This window comes from Nocardia sp. CA-084685 (assembly GCF_050955785.1).
GTDB lineage: Bacteria > Actinomycetota > Actinomycetes > Mycobacteriales > Mycobacteriaceae > Nocardia.
In genome coordinates this window covers 8,443,667-8,470,150 of record NZ_CP192094.1, presented here as the reverse complement: position 1 = coordinate 8,470,150, position 26,484 = coordinate 8,443,667, and the positions used below count along the sequence as shown (strand labels likewise).

Annotated in this window: 1 protein-coding gene (running past one end of the window); it reads left to right on the top strand. The window is 67.8% G+C overall.

Features of this window, described 5'->3' with window-relative positions; translation table 11 throughout:
• Positions 1-26,484, top strand: the 3' portion of a protein-coding gene (locus ACQP2U_RS37280; protein ID WP_433716714.1) for a non-ribosomal peptide synthase/polyketide synthase. Its footprint begins 17,514 nt before the window's first position; 26,484 of the gene's 43,998 nt are visible here — the last part of the coding sequence; its start codon lies beyond the left edge, outside the window; it ends in the stop codon at positions 26,482-26,484.

Here is a 26,484-nt window from a genome sequence, read left to right as displayed (position 1 = left end):
TTCGACCTGCAGTTCACGCTGTCGGAAACTGGTTCCGCCGGAATGACTTTGGCGCTCACCTACGCTACCGAGCTGTTCGACGAGTCGACCGCCGAGCTGATCACGCAGCGTTGGCGGCGGGTGCTAGAGGCCATCGCCGCCGACCCGACCGTCACGGTCGGTGCCATCGATGTGCTCGACGCGCGGGAGCGCACCGATCTGATCGCCCGCACCGGTGCGCCCGCGGTGCCCGCGCGCACCCTGCCCGAGCTGCTGGCCGAGGCCGCCGCGATGGATCCGAACGCGACCGCCGTGGTGTTCCAGGGGACACGTGTCTCCTATGGCGACCTCGATGAGCGGTCGAATCGGTTGGCGCGCTTGCTCATTGCCGAGGGCATCGGTACCGAGGATCTGGTCGCCGTCGGCGTGCCGCGGTCCGCGGATTCGGTGTTCGCCGCTTGGGCGGTATCGAAGACGGGTGCGGCATTCGTGCCCGTCGACCCGAACTACCCGGCCGAGCGCATCGCGCACATGGTCACCGATTCCGGTTCACCGGTCGGGCTCACCGTCGCGGCGGTCCGCGACGGCCTGCCGGATTCGGTGCGCTGGCTGGTGCTCGACGAACTCGACCTGGACGGATTCGACGGCGGTGCGATCACCGACGCCGACCGGGTCCGCCCGCTGCGCCCAGCGCATCCGGCCTACGTCATCTACACCTCGGGCTCCACCGGTGTGCCCAAGGGTGTGGTGGTCACCCATGCCGGTCTCGCGAACTTCAGCGTCGAGCAGATCGTGCGCTACGACCTCGATTCCGGTTCGCGCGCATTGCATTTCGCCTCGCCCAGCTTCGATGCCTCGATCCTGGAACTGCTGCTCGCGGTCGGCGCGGGCGGTGCGCTGGTGGTGACGCCGCCCGGCGTGTACGGCGGTGAGGAACTGTCCGAGCTGATCCGCTCCGAGCGGGTTACGCACGCGTTCATCACCCCCGCCGCGCTGGCCACCTTCGATCCGACCGGCCTGGACTCGCTGCGCGTACTGGTCGCCGGCGGTGAGGCGGTTCCGGCGGATCTGGTCGCGAAGTGGGCGGTGCCGCTGGAGAACGGGTCCGTCCGCAGCTTCCACAACGGTTACGGTCCGACCGAGACCACCATCATGACCAATATCAGCGATCCGCTGGTGGCCGGTGACACAGTGGTGATCGGTGCGCCGATCCGCGGTATGCAGTCGCTGATCCTGGACGCCCAGCTGCGGCCGGTGCCGGTGGGTGTCGCGGGTGAGCTGTATCTGTCGGGCATCCAGTTGGCGCGCGGTTATCACGCCCGCGCCGGACTGAGCGCCGAACGCTTCGTGGCCAACCCGTATGTCGCGGGTGCGCGCATGTACCGCACCGGTGACGTGGTCAGATGGGTGCCTGCATCGCGCAGCGATTCCATGAGGGGTGGTGGTCGGGCGACGGGTGGGCCTCGTACCGGTGAGGTCGAGTATGTGGGCCGCTCCGACTTCCAGGTCAAGGTGCGCGGCTTCCGCATCGAACTCGGTGAGATCGACGCGGCGCTGGCATCGCACCAGACCGTCGATTTCGCGGTCACCATCGGCCACAAGGGCGCGGCGGGTGCGACCTCGCTGGTGTCGTATGTGGTTGCGGCACCGGGGCATTCGATCGATGTCGCCGAGCTGACCGCGCACGTCGAGCAACGCCTGCCCGCGTACATGGTGCCGTCTTCGGTGATGGTGATCGACCATATCCCGCTGACCCCGGTCGGCAAGCTGGACCGTAAGGCCCTGCCGGAGCCGGTCTTCGCGACAGAGGTGGTCTTCCGCGCACCGCGTACGCCGATCGAACACACCATTGCCGAGGTCTTCGCCGAGGTGCTCGGCGTCGAGCGCGTCGGTGTCGACGATTCGTTCTTCGCCCTCGGCGGCGACAGCATCGTGTCCATCCAGCTGGTTTCGCGGGCCAAGGCACGCGGTGTGGTCTTCAGCCCGCGGCACGTCTTCGAGCAGCGCACCGTTGCCGGACTCGCCGCGGTCGCCGAAACCGCGGACAGCACCGAAACCGCCGTCGCGGCGCTGGCCGAGCTGCCCGGTGGCGGCATCGGCGCCATGCCGCTGACCCCGGTGGTCCGGTTCATGGCGCAGCGGCAGGGTTCGTTCGGCCGGTTCAACCAGACCATGGCACTCGAATTGCCGGTGGGCATCGACCGCGCTGGCATCGGGAAAACCGTTGCCGCGGTGGTCGACCGCCACGACATGCTGCGCGCACGGCTGTACCGCGCGGATGACGACTGGATCCTCGAAACCGCCGAATCGGGCACCGTCGATGTGGACGCGCTGATCGATCGCACCGAATTCGATGCGAATATCGACGATGCCGGACTGTTCGACATCGCTTCCGCCGCGCTGGATGCCACGCTGGATCGACTCGATCCGGCTGCGGGCGTGGTGATTCGGTTCGTCTGGCTGGAACCCTCGGACGGCAGCCGCGGCGGTCGCCTCATCGTGGCCGCCCATCACCTCGTGGTGGATGGTGTTTCCTGGCGCATCCTGGTGCCGGACTTCGTCGCCGCCTGGGGCCAGCTCACCGCGGGTCAGGAACCGCAGCTCGTCGCGCCCGCGACCTCGATGCGGGCTTGGGCGCACGCATTGCGGCGCGAGGCCGAAAGCGCTGAGCGGGTGGCCGAACTCGACTACTGGCGTTCGGTGGTCGCTACGGCGGATCCGTTGCTGACCGTGCGTGCGCTGGATCCGACCGTGGATACCTCGGGCGGCATCGAGAAGCTGCAGGTCGAGGTGTCCGCCGAGGTCACCAAGGCGCTGCTGACCACCGTGCCCGCGCTGTTCCACGGCGGCGTCAACGACGGTCTGCTCACCGCGCTCGCCCTGGCGACCGCGAAGTGGCGCGCGGGCCGCACCACCGCTCGCACCGACGACGCGCTGCTGATCCGCCTGGAGGGCCACGGCCGCGAAGAGGGCATCGTGCCCGGTGCGGATCTCTCGCGCACCGTCGGCTGGTTCACCGCGATCTTCCCGGTCCGCTTCGACCTGTCCGGCATCGATATCGATGCCGCGCTGGCCGGTGGTCCTGCGCTCGGCAAGGCCGTCAAGGCGGTCAAGGAGCAGTTGCTCGCGGTGCCGGACAAGGGCATCGGCTACGGCCTGCTGCGCTACATGAACGAGGCAACCGCCTCGGAACTGCCCGTCGAACAGCCGGGCCAGGTGAGCTTCAATTACCTGGGCCGCGTCTCCGAGGGCGATGTGCCCGAGGCGCTGCGCGGCTTCGGCTGGATCCCGGCCGCCGAACTCGGTGCGCTCGGTGGCGCCTACGACGCGGATATGCCCGCGATGGCGCCGCTGGATATCAATGCCATCGTGGTCGGCGACAAGCTGACCGCCAATATCGGCTATCCGAGCACCCTGCTCGATGCCGCGCAGGTCCGCGAATTCGGCGAGCTGTGGACCACCGCACTGGAAGCGGTTGCCCGGCACGCCAATTCGAATGGCGCTGGTGGGCACACCCCGTCCGACTTCTCGCTGGTGCGCTCGACCCAGCGCGATATCGACAACTGGGAGCAGCGCTACCCGGCACTGGCCGATATCTGGCCGCTGTCGGCACTGCAGGCCGGTCTGCTGTTCCACGCGCGCCTGGCCGCCACCTCGGTGGACGTCTACACCGCGCAGGCCGTGCTGACGCTCACCGGCCGGGTGGATGCGACCCGATTGCGTTCGGCCGCACAGGCTCTGGTGGATCGCTATGAGAACCTGCGCACCGCATTCGTCACCGATAACGACGGCAACCCGGTGCAGGTCGTTCTCGACAGCGCCCGGATGGCCTGGGCCGAGCACGACCGGACCGAATCCGGCGAGGCCGCCGATATCATTGCCGCCGATCGCATGCAGCGCTTCGATCTGACCGAGCCGCCGCTGGTCCGCTTCACGCTGATCCACATCGACACAGACCGTTGGCAGTTCGTGGTCGCGAACCATCACATCCTGCTCGACGGCTGGTCCATGCCGCTGCTCATGCGAGATCTGCTGGTGCTGTACGCGGCGCACGCCGATGCCAATGTGCTGCCCGCGGCGCGCTCCTACCGGCACTTCCTGGAATGGACCCGGCAGCAGGATCATGCGGCTTCGGTGGCCGCGTGGAGCACCGCACTGCGCGGTGTCAGTGAACCGACGCTGCTGTCGCGTCCTGATGCCGGGCGCGAGATCACCGCGCTGTCCGGCGAGTACTCCTTCGAGCTGGACGAGCAGGCGACCGCGCGCCTCACCGCACTGGCGGCCTCGCTCGGCGTCACGCCGAATACCGTGCTGCAGGTCGCCTGGGGCGTTCTCATCGGCCGGATGACCAGCCGTGACGATGTGCTCTTCGGTACCACGGTGTCCGGCCGTCCGGCGCAGCTGTCCGGCGTCGAATCGATGGTCGGTCTGTTCATCAATACCGTCCCGGTGCGGGTGCGCTTCGATCCGTCGGAATCGGTGCAGCAGTTGCTCACCCGGACCCAGGGCGAGCAGGCGGATCTGCTCGATCACCACTACGTCGGCCTGGCCGATATCCAGTCCGCCGCCGGTATCGGCGGGCTGTTCGACACGCTGGTGGTCTTCGAGTCCTACCCGGTCGATGCCGAGGGCATCCGGGCGCAGGCCGCCGATATCGATGGCATGGCCGTGGTCGATATGCAGGCCGCAGATGCCACGCACTATCCGTTGACCCTGATCGCGCAGTTGGACTCCCAGTTGCGGATTCGCGCGGGCTACCTGCGCGACCTGTTCGACGAGCCGACGGTGCGCCGCATCGCCGATCGCCTGGTGCGGGTACTCGCGGCGATCACCACCGAACCGGCGGCGCCGGTCGGCGATATCGAACTGCTCGATACCGCCGAGCGCGAGCTCGTGGTATCGGGCTGGAACGACACCGCACACGACGTAGACGCTGTGTTGTCGGCTCGCTCCGCAGGCTCCGCTCACGGGGCCACGCTGGTCTCGATGTTCGAGGCCCAGCTCACCGCGACTCCGGACGCGACCGCGCTGACATTCGAGGGGACGAGTCTGACCTACGCCGAGTTCGGCGCCCGGGTCTACAGCCTGGCGCGCTGGCTGATCGAACGCGGTGTCGGCCCGGAATCATATGTGGCCCTCGGTATGCGCCGCTCCATCGATCTGGTGGTAGGCATGTACGCGGTGGCCGTCGCCGGTGGCGCGTATGTGCCGCTGGATCCGGATCATCCGGCCGAGCGCACCGAATACATCCTCGCCACCGCCGATCCGGTCTGTGTGCTGACCTCCGGTGACGATCTGAAGATCGATACCGCCCAGGTGCGCATCGATCTGCTCGACCTGTTCGGTCTTCCGGATGAGCCGGTGACCGAGGCGGAACGGCGTGCGCCGCTGCGCCCGTCGAATACCGCGTACGTGATCTTCACCTCGGGTTCGACCGGTCGTCCGAAGGGTGTGGCGGTCAGTCATGCCGCGATCGTGAACCGGCTGGTGTGGATGCAGTCGGCCTACGGGCTGACCAGCGCCGACGCCGTCCTGCAGAAGACGCCCGCCACCTTCGACGTTTCGGTGTGGGAATTCTTCTGGCCCTTGCAGATCGGTGCGCGGCTGGTCATCGCGAAGCCGGACGGGCATCGCGATCCGGCCTACCTCGCCGAGATCATTACCGCGGAGCGGGTCACCGTCACCCACTTCGTGCCGTCCATGCTGTCGGTCTTCGTGGCCGATGCCGCCGCGGCGCGGTGTGATTCGCTGCGGCTGGTCTTCGCCTCCGGTGAGGCGCTGCCGCCCAAGCCCGCGCATCGCCTGCGCGAGTTGACCGGTGCGGCGCTGCACAACCTGTACGGCCCGACCGAGGCCGCGGTCGACGTCACCTTCCACGAGGTGGTCGCGACCGATACCGACACCGTGCCGATCGGTGCGCCGGTCTTCAATACCCAGGTCTACGTGCTGGATTCGCGACTGCGCCCGGTTCCGGTCGGTGTCGCGGGTGAGCTGTACCTCGCGGGCACCCAGTTGGCGCGCGGCTATGTCGCACGTCCGGATCTGACCAGCGATCGGTTCGTGGCGAATCCGTTCGCCGCCGATGGCGCGCGCATGTACCGCACCGGCGACCTGGTCGCCTGGACGGCCGAGGGTGAGCTGGATTACCTGGGCCGCACCGACTTCCAGGTGAAGCTGCGTGGTCTGCGCATCGAGCTCGGCGAGATCGAGCAGGCGCTCACCGCGCTGGACGAGATCGCCCAAGCCGTCGTCGTGGTGCGCGGTGATCAGCACACCGGCGACCAGCTCGTCGCGTATGTCATCGCGACGCCGAACCTGCGGCTCGATATCGAGACGGTGCGCGAGGATCTGGCGCGGCAGTTGCCCGCGTACATGGTCCCGTCGGTGGTCATCGTGCTCGACGCCTTCCCGCTCAACGCCTCCGGCAAGCTGGATCGCAAGGCCTTGCCCGCACCGGTATTCGAGGCCGCGGTATTCCGCGCGCCGACCACGCCGGTCGAGGAGATCATCGCGGCCACCTACGCCGATGTCCTCGGCTTGGAGCGCGTCGGCCTCGACGACGACTTCTTCGCACTCGGCGGCAACTCGCTGAGCGCCACCCAGGTCGCCGCCCGGCTCTCGGCCGCATTGGATACCGATCTCGGTGTCCGCGAACTGTTCGAGGCCTCCACGGTGGCCGCACTCGCGGCCCGCGCGGAGTCCCGTGCGGGTGCCGGTGGTCGTACCGCCCTGGTCCCGCAGCCGCGCCCCGAGCGGGTGCCGCTGTCGCTGGCCCAGCAGCGCATGTGGTTCCTCAACCGCTTCGATCCGGAATCGGCCGTGGACAATATCCCGGCCGCGGTGCGCCTGTCCGGTCTGCTCGACCGGCAGGCACTGCAGATCGCGGTCGCCGATGTGCTGGCCCGCCACGAGTCGCTGCGCACCTACTACCCGGAGTACGACGGCACCGCCTACCAGCAGACCGTCTCCACAGCACGGGTCATCCCGGATCTGACGCCGATCGATGTCACCGAAGCCGAACTGCCGCAGCGGGTTGCCGATGTCATCCTGACCGGCTTCGACGTCACCGCCGAAGTTCCGTTCCGGGCCAAGCTCTTCGAGATCAGCCCGACCGAACATGTGCTCGCCCTGGTGGTGCACCACATTTCGGCCGACGGCTTCTCGATGGGCCCACTCACCCGCGACGTCATGACGGCCTACGCCGCCCGCGTCGAGGGCGGCGAGCCCTCGTGGCGTCCGCTCGAGGTGCAGTACGCCGACTTCGCGCTGTGGCAGCGCGCGGTGCTCGGCGCCGAATCGGACCCGGAATCGGTGATTTCGGCGCAGATCGAGTTCTGGTCCAAGACCCTGCGCGGGCTGCCCGAACAGCTCGACCTGCCCGCCGACCGGCCGCGTCCGGCGGTGGCATCGGGCCGTGGTGCCACGCATATGTTCGAGATCGATGCCGAAACCCACGGCAAGCTCACCGAACTCGCGCGCACCAGGGGGACGACGCTGTTCATGGTCGCGCACACCGCGTTGGCCGTGCTGTTGTCACGTTTGTCCGGCGAGGAAGACATCGCGATCGGTACGCCGATCGCCGGACGTGGTGAGCGCGCGCTCGACGATCTGATCGGCATGTTCGTCAACACCCTGGTGCTGCGGACGCCGATCGACGGCGAGGCCACCTTCACCGAACTGCTGCGCACCGTGCGTGCCATCGATATCGGCGCGTTCGGACATGCCGATCTGCCGTTCGAGCGGTTGGTGGAGATCCTGAACCCGGTCCGTTCGCAGGCGCGCCATCCGCTGTTCCAGGTGATGCTGTCGTTCCAGAACACCGGCCAGAACAGTCTGGAACTGCCCGGACTCACGGTCAGCGGTGTCGAGCTGCCGATCGATGTGGCCAAATTCGATCTGCAGCTGGTCCTTTCCGAACAGACCGCGATCCCGATCAGCACCTCGAACGGTGCCGGTGCCAACACCGCGGTCGCACCATCGGGCATCACGGCCGAATTGATCTACGCCACTGATCTTTTCGACGCCGACACCATGACGGCATTCGGACAGCGGTTCAACCGACTGCTGCAGGCCGTTGCGACCGAACCGGATCGGGCAATCGGCGATATCGAACTGCTCGATGCGTCCGAAGCCGAACTGGCACTGCGTGGTTGGAACGACACCGAGCGCGATCTCGGTACGGTCGCGACGCTGGTCGACGAATTCGCCAGGCAGGCGGCGACGACGCCGGATGCGGTCGCGATCGTGGATCCGGCGACGGGTGATTCGCTCACCTATGCCGAATTCGGTGCTCGCGTGCACCGGTTGGCACGACGCCTCATCGCGGACGGAGTCGGCCCGGAGAGCCTGGTGGCCCTCGGTCTCCGGCGCTCGGTCGACCTCGTTGTCGCGGCCTACGCCGTGCAGGAGGCAGGTGGCGGTTATGTGCCGCTGGACCTCGATCAGCCCGCCGAGCGGATCGGCTATGTGCTCGACTCGGCCGCGCCGGTGTGCGTGCTGACCACCTCGCGCGACGACTTCGACGGCGCCGGTCTGTCCACACTCGTTATTGATGACCTGGATCTGTCCGAGTACTCGGACGAGCCGGTTACCGATGCGGAGCGGATCGCCCCGCTGCGGCCGCGCAATCCCGCGTACGTCATCTTCACGTCCGGTTCGACGGGTCGGCCGAAGGGTGTGGCGGTGTCGCACGCTGCCGTCGTCAACCAGATCCGTTGGATCACCGGTCAATACGGTATCGGTGCCGATGATGTCGTGTTGTTCAAGACTCCGGCGACATTCGACGTGTCGGTGTGGGAACTGTTCGGCCCGCTCTCGACCGGTGGCCGGATCGTGGTAGCCAGCCCCGACGGCCATCGTGACCCGCAGTACCTGGCCGACGTGATCGCGGCCGAGCGGGTGACCATGACCTCGTTCGTGCCATCGATGCTGAGCGTCTTCGCTGGCAGCGTGGACGCGGCCGTCGGCAGCGCGGCATTGGTATCGCTGCGCGCACTCCTCATCGCGGGTGAGGCCTTCACCGCCGATGCCGCGACCGCCATTCGCCGGGTCAGCTCGGCCGAGCTCTACAACCTGTACGGCCCGACCGAATTCACCGTCCACGCGACGCACGGCCCGGTGGCCGACAAGGTCGAAGGCGCGGTGCCGATCGGCCTGCCGGTGTGGAATTCACAGGCGTATGTCTTGGATTCGCGGCTGCATCCGGTCGCACCGGGTGTCGCGGGTGAGTTGTATCTGGCCGGTGCGCAGTTGGCGCGCGGCTACTTCGGGCGTACCGATCTGACCGCGGATCGCTTCGTGGCCAACCCGTTCGGCGCGCCTGGCGCTCGCATGTACCGCACCGGCGACCTGGTCACCCGCAAGGCAGACGGTTCGATCGAATACCTCGGCCGGACCGACTTCCAGGTCAAGCTGCGTGGTCTGCGCATCGAGCTGGGGGAGATCGAAACCGCCCTCACCGCACACGACTCGGTGGCACAGGCCGTGGCACTGGTGCGTTCGGATGTCAGGACCGGCGACCAGCTGGTCGGCTACGTGGTACCCGCGAACGGCGCGACCGTCGACGTCGACGAGCTGCGCAGGCACCTGACCGCACAACTGCCGTCCTACATGGTCCCCGCGGCACTCATGGTGCTCGACGCCATGCCGCTGAACCCCAACGGCAAGCTCGATCGCCGCGCGCTGCCCGAACCCGCCTTCGAGGCCAAGGAATTCCGCGCACCGTCGACCCCGATCGAGCAGATCGTGGCCGATACCTTCGCCGAGGTGCTCGGTCTGTCGAGTGCGGACGGCGCGCGTCCGGTCGGACTCGACGACGACTTCTTCGACCTCGGCGGCAACTCGCTGATCGCCACCCAGGTGGTCGCCCGCCTCGGCGCCGCACTCGACACCCGCGTCCCGGTGCGGCTGCTGTTCGAGGCGCCGAATGTGGCCGCGCTCGCCGCGCGGATGGAGGGGCAGCAGGGCACCGGCGGACGTCGGGAACTGACCGCAGGACCACGGCCGGAACAGATTCCGCTCTCGCTGGCCCAGCAGCGGATGTGGTTCCTCAACCGCTTCGACAACCAGACCGCGGTCAACAACATCCCGCTGGCGGTCCGGCTCACCGGCGCACTCGACACCGATGCGCTGCGCATGGCCGTCGCCGATGTGATGGACCGGCACGAGGTGCTGCGCACCGTCTACCCGGAGACCACAGACGGTCAGGGCGTGCAGGTCGTGCTGCCCACCGGCCAGGTCCACCTCGACCTGACCCCGGTCGTGGTGTCGGAGGCCGATATTCGTGATCGCATCAGCGAACTGGTGCTGACCGGCTTCGACGTGACCGCGGCGGTTCCGGTGCGCGCCAAGCTGTTCCGGCTCGAGGCGCCGGCGGGAGCGGAGCCCGCGCAGCGACCAGAAAATGCGGGAGCCGAGCCTGCGCAGCGACCAGAAAATACAGACGGCTCGTCGACTGAAACCCACGTGCTGGTCTTCGTGGTGCACCACATCTCCGGTGACGGCTGGTCGGTGCGTCCGCTGGCCCGCGATGTGATGGTCGCCTACGCGGCCCGCAACCGCGGCGAATCGCCCGCATGGGCGCCGCTGCCGGTGCAGTACGCCGACTTCGCGCTCTGGCAGCGCGACACCCTCGGCTCCGAGGACGATCCGGAATCGCTGATCGCCCAGCAGGTCGCGTACTGGTCGCGGAATCTGGCCGGACTGCCCGATCAGCTGGATCTGCCCTCGGATCGCTCGCGTCCGGCTGTCGCGTCCAACCGCGGTGATGTCTACGAATTCGGCATCGACGCGCAGTTGCTTGCCGAGCTCAACGCACTGGCCCGTGCGAACGGTGCGAGCCTGTTCATGGTGGTGCACGCGGCGTTCGCGGCACTGCTCGCGCGCCTGTCGGGCAGCGAGGATATCGCCATCGGCACCGCGGTCGCGGGTCGTGGCGAGGCCGTGCTCGACGATGCGATCGGCATGTTCGTCAATACGCTCGTGCTGCGCACGCCGGTCGATGCGGGTGCGTCCTTCGCCGCGTTGGTCGCGCGGGCACGCGAAACCGATCTGGCCGCCTTCGGCCACGCCGACCTGCCGTTCGAGCGCCTGGTCGACATCCTCAACCCGGCCCGTTCGCAGGCGCGCCATCCCCTGTTCCAGGTGATGTTGTCGTTCCAGAACACCGGTGAGGCATCGTTCGAGCTGCCCGGTCTCGAGGTGGCCGGTGTGCCGCTCGATGTGGTGACCGCGAAATTCGATCTGCACCTGAACCTCGCCGACCGGCTCGACGCGGCCGGGAATGCGAACGGCATGACCGCCGAATTCGCCTACGCGACGGATATGTTCGACGCGAAGACGATCGCCGGTGTCGCGCAGCGCCTGGTCCGCCTGCTGCACGCGGTGGTCGCGGATCCGGCCGTCGCCGTTGGTGATGTCGATCTGCTCGATGCCGCCGAGCGCACCTTGGTGCTCGAAAAGTGGAACGAGACGGCCTATGTCGTCGATGCCCAGGCCACCCTTGTCTCGATGTTCGAGGAGCAGGCCGCCCGGAGCCCGAAGTCGACCGCGCTGACATTCGAGGGGACGAGTCTTTCCTACGACGAATTCACCGCTCGGGTGAATCGCCTTGCCCGGCACCTGGTTTCGCTGGGTGTCGGCCCCGATTCGATGGTCGCGCTCGGCATGCGTCGCTCCTTCGAGCTGGTGATCGGCATGTACGCGGTGAGCGTGGCTGGTGGCGCGTATGTGCCGCTGGATCCGGATCATCCGGCCGAGCGCACTCGGTATGTGCTCGACACCGCCGATCCGGTCTGTGTCCTGACCACGGCCGCCGACGAGTTCGACGCGGGCATGACGCCGACGCTGGATATCTCGGCACTGGATCTCGCGGCATACTCCGGTGAGCCGCTGATCGATGCCGAACGCCTTGCGCCGCTGCGGCCTTCGCATACCGCATACGTGATCTTCACCTCGGGTTCGACCGGCCGTCCGAAGGGCGTCGCGGTCAGCCATGCCGCGATCGTCAACCGTCTGGTCTGGATGCAGGCCGAATACGGGCTCGATCGCGGCGATGTGGTGCTGCAGAAGACGCCCGCCACCTTCGATGTGTCGGTATGGGAATTCTGGTGGCCGCTGCAGGTCGGCGCGCGCCTGGTCATCGCGAAGCCGGATGGCCATCGCGATCCGGCCTACCTGGTCCAGACCATCGCGCAGGAGCAGGTCACCACGGTGCACTTCGTGCCGTCCATGCTGTCGGTGTTCGTGGCCGACGACCGGGCGGGCGAATGCTTCGATCTGCGCAATGTCTTCGCCTCCGGTGAGGCGCTGCCCGCGGTGACCGCGCAGCGGTTGCGCGAGCTGACCGGCGTCTGGCTGCACAACCTGTACGGCCCGACCGAGGCCGCGGTCGACGTCACCTATCACGAGGTGACCGACGCCGATACGGTCTCCGTGCCGATCGGCGCGCCGGTATTCAACACCCAGGTGTACGTCCTGGATTCGCGCCTGCACCCGGTTCCGGTCGGTGTCGCGGGTGAGCTGTATCTCGCGGGCGCCCAGTTGGCGCGCGGGTATGTGGCGCGTCCGGATCTGACCGCGGATCGCTTCGTTGCCAACCCGTTCGGCACCGGCGAGCGCATGTACCGCACTGGTGACCTGGTCACCTGGACAGCGAATGGTGAGCTGGAATACCTGGGCCGCACCGACTTCCAGGTGAAGCTGCGCGGTCTGCGCATCGAACTCGGCGAGATCGAATCGGCGCTCACCGCGCTGGAACCGATCGCGCAGGCCACCGTTGTGGTCCGCTCCGACGACCGCCTCGGCGATCAGCTGGTCGGATATGTGATCGCGGCGGCGAATCGTTCGATCGATATCGACCAGGTGCGCGCCGAACTCGCTGGCGAGTTGCCCGCGTACATGGTGCCGACGGCCTTCGTCGTCCTGGATGCGTTCCCGCTCAACGCCTCCGGCAAGTTGGATCGCAAGGCGCTGCCCGCGCCGGTATTCGAGGCGAAGGTGTTCCGCGCACCGTCCACTCCGATCGAGGAGATCGTGGCGGGCGTGTTCAGCGACGTGCTCGGTGTCGCGCGGGTCGGCCTGGACGACGACTTCTTCCAACTCGGCGGCAACTCGCTGCTGGCCACCCAGGTGACCGCGCGCATCGGCGCGGCGCTGGATACCCAGCTCGCGGTCCGCGACCTGTTCGAGGCGTCGACGGTCGCCGCGCTGGCGGCCAAGGCCGAACACAATGCCGGTTCCGGCCGCAGTCGGCCGCGGCTGGTGGCGGGGGAGCGCCCGGCCCGGATTCCGCTCTCGCCCGCGCAGCAGCGCTACTGGTTCCTCAACCAGTTCGATACCACCACCTCGGCCGTGGACAACATCCCGCTCGCCGTGCGGTTGTCCGGTGCGCTGGATGTGGCGGCGCTGGAGCAGGCGCTCGGCGATGTGTTCGCCAGGCACGAGGTGCTGCGCACCACCTACCCGAGTTCGGCCAGTGGCCCACACCAGGTGATCCTGCCCGCCGAACAGGCCGTGCCGGAGCTGACCGTCACCGATATCTCGGAGTCGGACCTGGTCGCCGCGGTGATCGAATTCGCGCTCACCACCTTCGATGTCACCGTGCAGGTGCCGTTGAAGGTGGGGCTGTTCCGGCTCGCCGAACAGGAGCACGTGCTGGCCTTCACGGTGCACCATGTCGCGGCCGACGGTTCGTCGATGGGTCCGCTGGCCCGCGATGTCATGGCGGCGTATGTGGCACGGGCCCAGGGGGAGATCCCGCAGTGGCAGCCGCTGCCGGTGCAGTACGCCGACTACGCGCTGTGGCAGCGTGCGGTGCTCGGCTCCGAGGAGGATCCGGAATCGCTTGCGGCACAGCAGGTCGCCTACTGGCAGTCCGCACTCGCGGGCATGCCCGATCAGCTGGAGTTGCCCGCCGACCGGCCGCGCCCGCGCGCGCAGTCGTTCCAGGGCAAGGCGATTCGCTTCGAGATCGCACCGGATAAGCACGCCAAGCTGCACGAGCTGGCGCGGGCCAATAACGCCTCGCTGTTCATGGTCACCCATGCCGCGCTGGCCGTACTGCTTTCGCGACTGTCGGGTACCGACGACATCGCGGTCGGCACCCCGATCGCGGGTCGTGGTGAACGCGAACTCGACGATCTGATCGGTATGTTCGTCAACACCCTGGTGTTCCGGACCATCATCGAGCCCGGTGACAGCTTCGCCGACCTGCTCACCGATGTGCGCGAGCGGGACCTGGAGGCATTCGCGAACGCCGATGTGCCGTTCGAGCGACTGGTCGAGGTGCTCAACCCGGAGCGTTCGACGGCGCGCAACCCGCTGTTCCAGGTCGGACTCTCGTTCCAGAACCTGGCCGAGACCACCTTCACGCTGCCCGGCCTGTCGGTGAGCGCGGTGAACTTCGATTCGCAGCTGGCCAAGACCGATCTGCACGTCACGCTGTACGACCGCTACGCCGAGGACGGTACGCCCGCCCAGATCGTCGCCGAATTCGGTTATGCGACCGACCTGTTCGACGAGGCGACGGTGCAGGGCTTCGCCGACCGCTTCGTCTTGGTGCTCGATGCCGTACTGGCCGATCCGGACGTGCCGGTCGGCGAGATCGATCTGCTCTCTCCCGCCGAGAGCACGCGAATTCTGCGTGCCTGGAACGACACCGCGCACTCGCTCGACATCGACGCCGCGACCACGCTGACGTCGCTGCTGGACGCCACGGTCGCGGCGCACCCGGATGCGGTGGCGCTGGTGGCCGAGGACACGACGCTCACCTACGCCGAGTTGGACAACCGGGTCAACCGCCTGGCGCGGCACCTGATCACGCTCGGTGTCGGCGCGGAGGACCGGGTGGCGCTGGCCATCCGGCGCTCGGTGGATCTCGTGGTCGCGATGTACGCGGTGGCGAAGTCGGGTGCGGCGTATGTGCCGATCGATCCCGATCAGCCCGCCGAGCGCACCGACTACATCCTGCGCACCGCGGCACCGGTCTGCGTGCTGAGCACCGGTCGCGATGATTTCGGCAGCACCGTTGCCGAAGTGGTGTCGATCGACGAGCTGGATCTGTCCGGCGTGGCGGACGATCCGATCTCCGACGGTGACCGGCTGCGGCCGCTGGCGGCGGCTAATACCGCGTACGTGATCTTCACGTCGGGCTCCACCGGCCAGCCGAAGGGCGTTGCGGTGCCGCATGCGGCGATCGTCAACCAGTTGCTGTGGAAGACGGCGGAATTCGGCCTCGGTACCGACGACGCCGTGCTGCTCAAGACCGCGGCGAGCTTCGACCTGTCGGTGTGGGAGTTCTGGTCGGCCGCCGTCTGCGGTGGCCGGTTGGTCATCGCCGATGCCGATGGTCACCGTGATCCCGCATACCTCAACGAGCTGATGCGCTCCACCGGCGTCACGACGCTGCACGTGGTGCCGTCGATGCTGGACGCGCTGCTCACCGAATCCGCTCGCCGTCTGCCGCAGTCGCTGCGGCGGGTGCTGGCGATCGGTGAGGCGCTGCCGGCGACGACGGCGCAGCGATTCCGGCGGGACAACGCGGCCGAGCTGTTCAATCTGTACGGCCCCACCGAAGCCGCGGTGTCGATCACCGCGCACACCGTCACCGATGCCGACACCGTTTCGGTGCCGATCGGTGCGCCGGAGTGGAACAGCCAGGTGTACGTGCTGGATTCGCGGCTGCGTCCGGTGCCGGTCGGTGTCTCCGGTGAGTTGTATCTGGCCGGTGCGCAGTTGGCGCGCGGTTACTTCGGACGCGTTGACCTGACCGCGGATCGCTTCGTGGCCAACCCGTACCGCACCGGTGAGCGCATGTACCGCACCGGTGACCTGGTGGCCTGGAACAGCGACGGCGGACTGGAGTATCGCGGTCGCACCGACTTCCAGGTGAAGATCCGCGGTTTCCGGATCGAGCTCGGTGAGATCGAGGCGGCGCTGCTGCGCCAGCCCGAGGTTTCGGCCACCGCGGTGCTCGCACACACCGACCCGAACCTGGGTGACCGGCTGGTCGCCTACGTGGTCCCCGAAGTCGATGAGCTCGACAACGTGCGGCTGCAAGCGGCATTGGCCGCCGAGCTGCCGTCCTATATGGTGCCGTCGGTCTTCCTCACCCTCGATGCGCTGCCGTTGAATGCCAACGGCAAGCTGGATCGAAAGGCCTTGCCGGAGCCCACCTTCGAGAAGGCGGTCTTCCGCGCGCCGGTGACTCCGATCGAGGAGATCGTCGCGAAAACCTTCGCCGAGGTGCTGCATCTCGGTTCCGGAGAGCAGGCGCAGCGGCTCGGTCTCGATGACGACTTCTTCGCCTGGGGCGGTAACTCACTGCTCGCGACACAGGTCGCGGCCCGCCTCGGCGCGGCGCTGAATACCCGTGTTCCCGTTCGACTGCTGTTCGAGGCCCCGACCGTCGGCGCACTGGCTATCCGGGTGGAACAGCAGGCCGACGGGCGCGGACGGCACGCGCTGGTCGCCGGTCCACGGCCGGAACGCATTCCGCTGTCGCTGGCGCAGCAGCGGATGTGGTTCCTCAACCGCTTCGACACCCAGTCCGCCGCCTACAACGTCCCGATCGCGGTGCGGTTGACCGGCGCGCTCGATGTGGCCGCACTGCGCGCCGCCATCGCGGATCTGGTGCGCAGGCACGAGGTGCTGCGCACCATCTACCCCGAGACCGAGTCGGGTGCGGTGCAGCTGATTCTGCCGGTGGGACAGGCGATTCCGGAGCTCGACGTCCGGACGGTCACGCCCGATCAGGTCGAATCCGCCGTTGTCGAGTTGATTTCGGCGCCGTTCGATGTCACCGCCGAGGTGCCGGTGCGGGTGCGGTTGTTCGAGATCGACACCGACAGTTCGGCTCCCGAATACGTGATCGCGATGGTCGTGCACCACATCGCCGGTGACGGTTCCTCGATGGGACCGTTGACGCGTGATCTGATGACGGCGTACGCGGCGCGCTCGGCCGGTGTGGCACCCAACTGGGCGCCGCTGGAGGTCCAGTACGCGGATTACAGCATCTGGCAGCGCGAACTGCTCGGCAGCGAGGACGATCCGGATTCGCTGATGTCCAAGCAGGTCGCCTACTGGCGCGGCGCGCTGGCCGATCTGCCGGAGCAGCTGGATCTGCCCGCCGATCGTCCGCGGCCCGCGGTGCAGTCCTTCGCCGGTGGCACCGTCGAGGTGCGCGTCGACGCCGATACCCACCGCGGTCTCAGCGGTGTGGCACAGGCCGAGGGCGCGACGCTGTTCATGATCGTGCACACGGCACTGGCCGTGCTGTTGTCGCGACTGTCCGGCACGGACGACATCGCGATCGGTACGCCGATGGCGGGCCGGGGTGAGGCAGCGCTGAACGATCTGATCGGCACGTTCATCAACACGTTGGTGTTCCGTACCCGGCTGAATTCGGCCGAGCCGTTCGCGGACCTGCTCAGGCGGCAGCGCGAAACCGACATCCAGGCATTCGCCAATGCCGATGTGCCGTTCGAGCGGTTGGTCGAGGTGCTGAACCCCGCGCGGTCGCAGGCGCGCCATCCGCTGTTCCAGGTGGGTCTGTCGTTCCAGAACCTGGCCCAGACGACCTTGGAATTGCCGGATCTCACGGTCTCGGGTGTGGATTTCGATACCCACATCTCCCAGTTCGATCTGCACCTGATTCTTTCCGACCTCTACGACGAGTCCGGGGCGCCCGCCGGCATCGCTGGCGTCTTCACCTACGCCACCGACCTCTTCGACCGGAGCACGATCGAAGGATTCGCGGACCGGTTCACCAGACTGCTCGGCGAGATCATCAACGCGCCGCGTGCGGCGGTGGGCGATCTCGAACTGCTCACCGCGGTCGAGCGGGAACGGATGCTGGATGGCTGGAACGCCACCGCGCATCCGGTGCGGCCCGAGCTGTTGCTCGACGGGTACCGGCGCGCCGCAGCGGCGCATCCGGACGCCGTCGCGGTGGCGTTCGAAGGTGCCGAACTGGCCCACCCGTCGCCCGAGGAAGACCCCGCATCGAGTCGCTCCGCGACGCTGACATATCGCGAATTCGACGAGCGGGTGAACAGGCTTGCCCGCCTGTTGATTTCGCAGGGCGTCGGTGCCGAGTCGCTGGTCGGCCTCGCCGTTCGGCGGTCGCTGGATCTGGTTGTCGGCATGTACGCGATCGTCGCGGCCGGTGGCGCGTATGTGCCGTTGGATCCGGATCATCCGGCGGAGCGGATCGCGCACATCCTGGACACCGCCCAGCCCACGTGTGTGGTGACTACCGCGTCCGACGCCGTGCCGGTGCCCGCGGACATTCCGGTGCTGCAACTGGATTCGCTGGAGCTGGACGGGTTCTCCTCCGCTCCGATCGAACCCGGTGAGTTGCTGCGCCCGGTCACCCGGGACAACCCGGCTTACGTCATCTTCACCTCGGGTTCGACCGGTCGCCCCAAGGGCGTCGCGGTATCGCACGCGGCGATCAACAACCAAATCGAGTGGATGCTCGCGCAGTACCCGCTCGGCCCGGATGACGTGTACCTGCAGAAGACCGCGACCACATTCGACGTGTCGCTGTGGGGCTACTTCATGCCGCTGCGCGCGGGCGCGAAGCTGGTAGTCGCCACCCACGACGGCCATCGCGACCCCGCCTACGTGGCGGATGCGATTGCCGCGCACGGGGTTACGGTCACCGACTTCGTGCCGTCCATGCTGACGGTATTCACCGCACAGCTGGCAGCGGGCTCGCTGCCGACGCTGCGGGACGTGTTCGTGATCGGTGAGGCACTGCCGCCGGAAACGGTGACGGCCTGGCGCGCCGTGTCGGATGCGGTGCTGCACAACCTGTACGGCCCGACCGAGGCCGCGGTGTCGGTGACCTACTGGCCCGCGGGCGAGACGGATGTGCGCACCGTGCCGATCGGCTTGCCACAGTGGAACACTCAGGTGTTCGTGCTGGATTCGCGGCTGCGTCCGGTGCCCGCCGGTGTGGCCGGTGAGCTGTACCTCGCTGGCGATCAGCTGGCCCGCGGTTATGTCGCGCGTCCGGATCTGACCTCGGATCGCTTCGTGGCCAACCCCTTCGCGCCCGGTGCGCGGATGTACCGCACCGGCGACCTGGTGGTCTGGCGCGAACCCGCCGATGCGGGTCATCGCCTGGAATACCTGGGGCGTACCGACTTCCAGGTGAAGTTCCGCGGTCAGCGGATCGAGCTCGGCGAGATCGAGACGGCACTGCTGGCACATGCCGCGGTGAGCCAGGCGGTGGCGCTGGTGGCCGCGTCGGCACTCGGCGACCAGTTGGTCGCGTACGTGGTGCCCGCACCGGGTCAGTCGATCGACCAGCGCACACTGCTGGCCGAGGTCTCGGATGTGCTTCCGGGCTATATGGTTCCGGCGGCCATCGTCGTGCTCGATGCCTTCCCGCTGAATTCCAGCGGCAAGCTCGACCGCAAGGCGCTGCCCGAACCAACGTTCACCACTCGCGAATTCCGTGCCCCGGCAACGCCGGTAGAGGAGATCGTGGCGGGTGTCTTCGGCGATGTGCTCGGTATCGAGCGCGTGGGCGCCGACGACGACTTCTTCGCCCTCGGCGGCAACTCGCTGGTGGCCACCCAGGTGGTCGGCCGCCTGAGTGCCGCGATCGGCGGCCGGGTGCCGGTGCGCGCGCTGTTCGAGGCGCCGACCGTGGCGGCCCTGGCGGTGAAGCTGGAGCAGTTGTCCGGCGTTGGCGAGCGGCGGCCGCTGGTCGCCGGTCCTCGGCCGGATCCGGTGCCGTTGTCGCTGGCACAGCAGCGGATGTGGTTCCTCAACCGCTTCGACACCGAGTCGGCGGCCTACAACCTGCCCATCGCGGTCCGGTTGACCGGTGCGCTGGATGTCGACGCGCTGCGGGCGGCCATGGCGGATCTGGTCGGCAGGCACGAGATCCTGCGGACGGTGTACCCGGAGACCGCGGGTGCCCCGGCACAGGTGATTCTGCCGGTGGCGCAGGCTGTTCCGGCGCTGGCGCTGCGGCCGATCGCGGCCGCGGAGCTGGAATCCACGGTGATCGCGGTGATGGCGGCGCCGTTCGACGTCACCGCCGAGGTGCCGGTGCGGGTCGAGCTGTTCCAGGTGACCGACGCACCCACCGCTGTGTCCTCGGGTCGCTCCGCAGGCTCCTCTCCTGCCCCGAATGAGTTCGTGCTGGTGCTGGTCGTGCACCATATCGCCGGTGACGGTTCGTCGATGGGCCCGCTGACCCGGGATCTGATGACGGCGTACGCGGCCCGCTCGGTCGGCGAAGCCCCGACGTGGACGCCGCTGCCGGTGCAGTACGCGGACTACTCCATCTGGCAGCGTGAGCTGCTCGGCAGCGAGGACGATCCGGAGTCGCTGGCGGCCAAGCAGATCGCCTACTGGCAGTCGGCGTTGGCGGATGTGCCGGATCAGCTGGATCTGCCCTCGGATCGCCCGCGTCCGGCCGTGCAGTCCTTCACGGGCGGCAAGGTCGAACTGAGCATCGACGCGCAAACGCATCGTGAGCTGGTCGCTTTGGCCCGGGCCGAGGGTGCGACGCTGTTCATGGTCGTGCACACCGCATTCGCGGTACTGCTCTCGCGGCTCTCGGGCACCGATGACATCGCGATCGGTACGCCGATGGCAGGCCGCGGTGAGGCCGTGCTCGACGATCTGATCGGCATGTTCGTCAACACCCTGGTGTTCCGTACCCAGCTGGATCGCGGCGAGCCGTTCACCGAGCTGCTCGGACGCCAGCGCGAGACGGATATCCAGGCGTTCGCGCATGCGGATGTGCCGTTCGAGCGGTTGGTCGAGGTGCTGAACCCGGTCCGGTCGCAGGCGCGCCATCCGCTGTTCCAGGTGGGTCTTTCGTTCCAGAACCTGGCGCGTACCACGCTGGAACTGCCCGGACTCACCGTGGCCGGATTCGATATCGACACCCAGCTCTCGCAGTTCGATCTGCATCTGATCGTCGCGGACAGCTACGACGAGGACGGAATTCCGTCCGGTATCGGTGGGTACTTCACCTACGCCACCGACCTGTTCGACCCGGATACCGTCCGTGGCTTCGCCGACCGCTTCGCACGCGTGCTCGCCGAGATCATCGCGGCGCCGCGCGCGGCCGTCGGTGATCTCGAGATCATGGCCGTGGACGAGCGCCGCGAACTGGTCTCCGGTTGGAATGCGACGGCGCAGCAGGTGGATTCGTCCGCGACGCTGGCCTCGCTGCTGGACCGAACCGTGGCGACCACGCCGGACGCGGTGGCGCTGGTCGGCGACGACGGCACCGCCATAACCTATGGCGAACTCGGCTCTCGGGTGAATCAGCTTGCCCGGCACCTGATTTCGCTGGGTGTCGGACCGGAGGCACGGGTGGCGCTGGCACTGCGCCGCTCGGTGGACCTGGTGGTCGCGATGTACGCGGTGACCCAGGCCGGTGGCGCGTACGTGCCGCTGGATCCGGATCAGACCGGTGAGCGGACCGACTACATTCTCGACACCGCTCGGCCACTGTGTGTGCTCACCAACGCCGACACCGATTTCCAGACCTCGGTGACCGACGTCGTTCGGATGGACGCACTCGCCGACCTCGCGGACGCGCCGATCGCCGACGTGGAGCGGATCGCGCCACTGCGTCCGGCGAATACCGCATACGTGATCTTCACCTCGGGTTCGACCGGTCGTCCCAAGGGTGTCGCGGTGCCGCATGCGGCAATCGTCAACCAGTTGCTGTGGAAGACGAGCGAATTCGATCTCGGTGCTGATGACGCGGTCGTGCTCAAGACCGCGGCCACCTTCGACCTCTCGGTGTGGGAGTTCTGGTCGGCGGCGGTTTCCGGTGGCCGACTGGTCATCGCGTCCGCCGACGGACATCGCGATCCGACCTACCTCAATACGCTGATGCGCGATACCGCCGTCACCACCTTGCATGTGGTGCCGTCGATGTTGGATGCCCTGCTGATCGAATCGGACGGGCAGCTGCCCGAGTCGTTGCGTCGGGTACTCGCCATCGGTGAGGCGCTGCCCGCCGCGACGGCGCAGCGGTTCCGGGAGTCGAACGCGGCTACTCTGTTCAACCTCTACGGTCCGACCGAGGCCGCGGTCTCGATCACCAACCACGAGGTGACCGATGCCGATACCGGCTCGGTGTCGATCGGTGCCCCGGAGTGGAACAGCCGGGTGTATGTGCTGGATTCGCGGTTGCGTCCGGTGCCGGCGGGTGTTTCGGGTGAGTTGTATCTGGCCGGTGCGCAATTGGCACGCGGTTACTTCGGGCGCGTGGATCTGACCGCGGAGCGGTTCGTGGCCGATCCGTTCGAATCCGGTGCTCGGATGTACCGCACCGGTGACCTGGTGGCCTGGAACGCCGCCGGTGAGCTGGAGTACCGCGGTCGTACCGATTTCCAGGTGAAGATCCGCGGTTTCCGCATCGAACTCGGCGAGATCGAGGCGGCGCTGCTTCGCCAGACCTCGATCAGCTCGGCCGCGGTGCTCGCGCATACCGATCCGGCCCTCGGTGACCGCCTGGTCGCCTATGTGGTTGCGACCACCGGTGAACTCGATAAGGACGCGCTGCAGTCGGCGTTGGCCGCGGAGCTGCCGTCGTACATGGTGCCGAGCGCCTTCCTGGCGCTGGACGCCTTGCCGCTCAACGCGAACGGCAAGCTCGATCGAAACGCCTTGCCGCAGCCCACCTTCGAACAGGCCGCATTCCGCGCGCCGGTCACCCCGGTCGAGCAGATCGTGGCCGGTGTGTTCGCCGATGTGCTCGGTATCGAACGAATCGGCGCCGACGACGACTTCTTCGCACTCGGCGGTAACAGCATCCTGTCGATCCAGCTGGTATCGCGGGCCAAGACGGCCGGAGTGGTGTTCTCCGTGCGCGACGTCTTCGACCAGCGCAGCGTCGCCGGCCTCGCCGCCATCGCGACCTCGGCCGCGGATCTGCGGCAGGCGATTATGGCGGAGCTGCCCGGCGGTGGGATCGGTGAGATCCCGCTGCCGCCGAGCATCGCCGCGGTGCTGGCGAACGGCCCTGCCTATCAGCGCTTCTCCTACGAGACGGCGGTGGCACTGCCGAGCGAACTCGACGGAGATCGGCTGCGCGCGGCGATCGCCGCACTGGTGGACCGGCACGATGCGCTGCGCACTCGGTTGCGCCGGGTCGATCAGGTCTGGGAATTCGAAGCGCTCGAGCGCGGTGCCGTCGATATCGATGCGCTGGTGCACGAGGTCGCTTTCGATACCGACCTCGATGACGACTACGGCTATGACGAGCTCATGCGGCGCGCCGACAACGAACGCGCGGCCGCCGCGGATCGCCTCGATCCGGCCAACGGTGTGATGGCGCAGTTCGTGCGCTGCACCGCCGAACGGCTCGACGGCGGCAACTTCATGCTGGTCGTGGTGCACGGGTTCGCGGCCGATCCGAAGTCCCTCGGCATCCTGACCGGCGATCTGCTCGATCTGATCGCCGACGAGCAGGTCGCCCTGCCGGAGGTCGGTACCTCGCTGCGGCGTTGGGCCTACGGCCTGACCGAGCAGGCGAATAGCCACGCCGCCGAACTGCCGTTCTGGCAGGAGGTTTCGGCCACACCCGAGCCGCTGCTCGGCGCGCGGGCCTTCGATCCTGCGCTGGATACCGTCGCCACCACGCGACGGGTGCGCATCGAGGTGCCGACGGATATCTCCGAGGTACTGCTCACCACGGTTCCGGCGCGGTTCCACGGTCGGGTGCCGGACGGGCTGCTGTCGGCATTGGCCATGGCGCTGGTGCGCTGGCGCGGCGAAGAGCACGGATCGGATGTGTTGATCCGGCTCGACGGTGACGGTCGGGCCGCGGTGCCCGGTGCCGAATTGTCACGCACAGTCGGTGCTTTCACAGCCGTCTACCCGGCCCGGCTCGCGCTGGGCGGGATCGATCTGGCCGAGGCGTTCGACGGCGGCGCTGCCGCGGGTGCGCTCATCAAGTCGGTGAAGGAACAGCTGCTCGCAGTGCCCGATCAGGGCGTCGGCCACGGTCTGCTGCTCAGGGGGATGGCCGTCGGCGGAGCCGACGGGGTGGGTGCACAACTGCCGCCGGCGGGTCAGGTGGGCTTCCGGTACCAGGAAGCGGCGATCAAGATCGAGCGCGATGCCACCATGCCCGCGAACGGGGCGCTCGATATCGCGGTCACCGTAGGCGATGAGGACGATGGTCCGCGGCTGCTCGCCACCTTCGAGTTCCCGGTCGGGCTGCTGTCCCCGGAGCAGGTGCAGGAGTTGGCGGAGCTGTGGATTGCCGCGCTCACCGCGCTGGCCGAGCACGCGCAGCGGCCGAATGCCGGTGGTCATACGCCGTCGGATCTGCCCCTGGTGCGGGTCGGCCAGGCCGATATCGAACTGTGGGAGCAGACCTACCCGGGCCTCGACGATGTCTGGCCGGTCTCGCCGCTGCAGTCCGGTCTGCTCTTCCACGCGCTGATGACCACGGCCACCCTGGACGTCTACACCATTCAGGCGGTGGTGCGGCTGGCCGGAACGGTGGATGTGGCACGGCTGAACGCGGCCGCGCAGGCGATCCTGGATCGGTACCCGAATCTGCGCACCGCATTCGTCACCGACTCCACCGGACAGGTGCGGCAGGTCGTGCTCGATCGGGTCGAAGTGCCATGGCGCGTCGTAGACCTCACCGAACTGCCGGAGGCGGAGCGGGCCGAGGAACTGCGTCGCCGGATCGAGGCCGACCACGCCGAGCGCTTCGATATGGCCACCCCGCCGCTGGTGCGCTACACGCTGCTGCGCACCGCGGCCGAGGAATGGTCGCTGGCGATCACCACGCACCATGTGCTGCTCGACGGTTGGTCGATGCCGCTGCTGATGCGGGATCTGCTGGTGCTCTACGCGACGCGTGGCGATCAGTCGGCACTGCCGCAGGTCTCCTCCTACCGCGACTTCCTGGACTGGCTCGCCACCCGCGATCAGGACGCGTCGTTGCGGGTCTGGGCCGATGCCTTCGACGGTGCGACCGAACCGACCGAATTGGCCGCGCCCGCACGGTCGGTCGAGACCTACGAGACCGCCAAACTGATCACCCAGATCGACGCCGACCGCACCCGCCAGCTGACCAAGCACTGTGCCGAACTCGGCATCACGGTCAACACCCTGGTGCAGGCGGCCTGGGGCATCCTGCTCGGCAGGCTCACCGGCCGCGCCGATGTGGTGTTCGGCGCCACCGTGTCGGGTCGGCCCGCCGAACTCACCGGCGTGGAGTCGATGGTCGGTCTGTTCATCAATACGCTTCCGGTGCGGGTGCGCATCGATGACCGCGCGTCGATCGACGATCAGCTCGCGAAGTTGCAACGCGATCAGGCCGAGCTGCTCGATCACCACTACGTCGGCCTGTCCGATATCCAGCGGGCCGCCGGAATCGCCTCGCACTTCGACACGCTGTTGGTGTTCGAGTCGTACCCGATCGATCGGGAGGCGATCGCCGCGGCGAGTTCGATCGACGGCATGGCGGTGACCGATGTCGGTGTGGACAGTGCGACGCACTATCCGCTCACCCTGCAGGTGACCGCGGAGTCCACCCTCGAATTCACGTTCGAGTACCTCATCAGCCGGTTCAGCGCCGATGAGGTGGAAACCCTGTCCACCAGGCTGATTCGGGTGCTGGAAGCCCTGATCGGCGATCCGGCCGGGCTGGTCGGCGATATCGATATCCTCGATACCGATGAGCGGGCCCGCCTGCTCGTCGAATCCGGTATCGCGGCAACGGCGCCCGCCCCGGAACCGGTGGGCCGGGTCGGTGCGCGCACGGTGTCGAAGGTGCTCGCCGAGGTGGTCGAGGCGGATCCCGAGGCGCCCGCGCTGCTGGCGGACGGTGACGAAATCGCCTACCACGTCCTGGATCGCCGTTCCTCGCAACTGGCCCGGGTGCTCATCGCACACGGTGCAGGACCAGGCGATGTGGTGGCCCTGGCGCTGCCGCGTTCGGTCGATGCGGTGGTCGCGGTCTGGGCCATCCAGAAGGCCGGTGCCGCATGCCTGTTCGCCGGTGACCTGTCCACCGCCGAAATGGCCACCGCCGGAGCCGTTTTCGGTATCACCCTGGAACCGACCGACGGCGCGATCAACTGGCTGGTCCCGAGCGATCCGACAGTCCGAGCCGAACTGGCCGCCGCCGCATCGCACCCGGTCTCCTACGCCGATCGGGTCCGCCCGCTCGCCGAGGAACACCCGGCCTTCGTAGTCCTCGCGGCCGACGGCACGACCCATGCCTTCAGCCAAACCGAGGCACTCGAGCAGGCCGAACAGGTCCGCTCGGAATACGACATCGACTACGAATCGACAACCTTCACCACCGCCATCTCCGGCCGAGCCGCCCTGCTCGAGTTCCTGACCGCGGCAATATCCGGTGCACTGTCAGTGCTGCCCGGCGCGGACGAGATCGCGGACGACCTGGCCGACGGAGAGGTCAGCCATTGGTTCGTCACCGTGGGCGAGTCGACCGAGGCGGCGGACGAGGACGTGCGGATCGTGGTCATCGAGTAA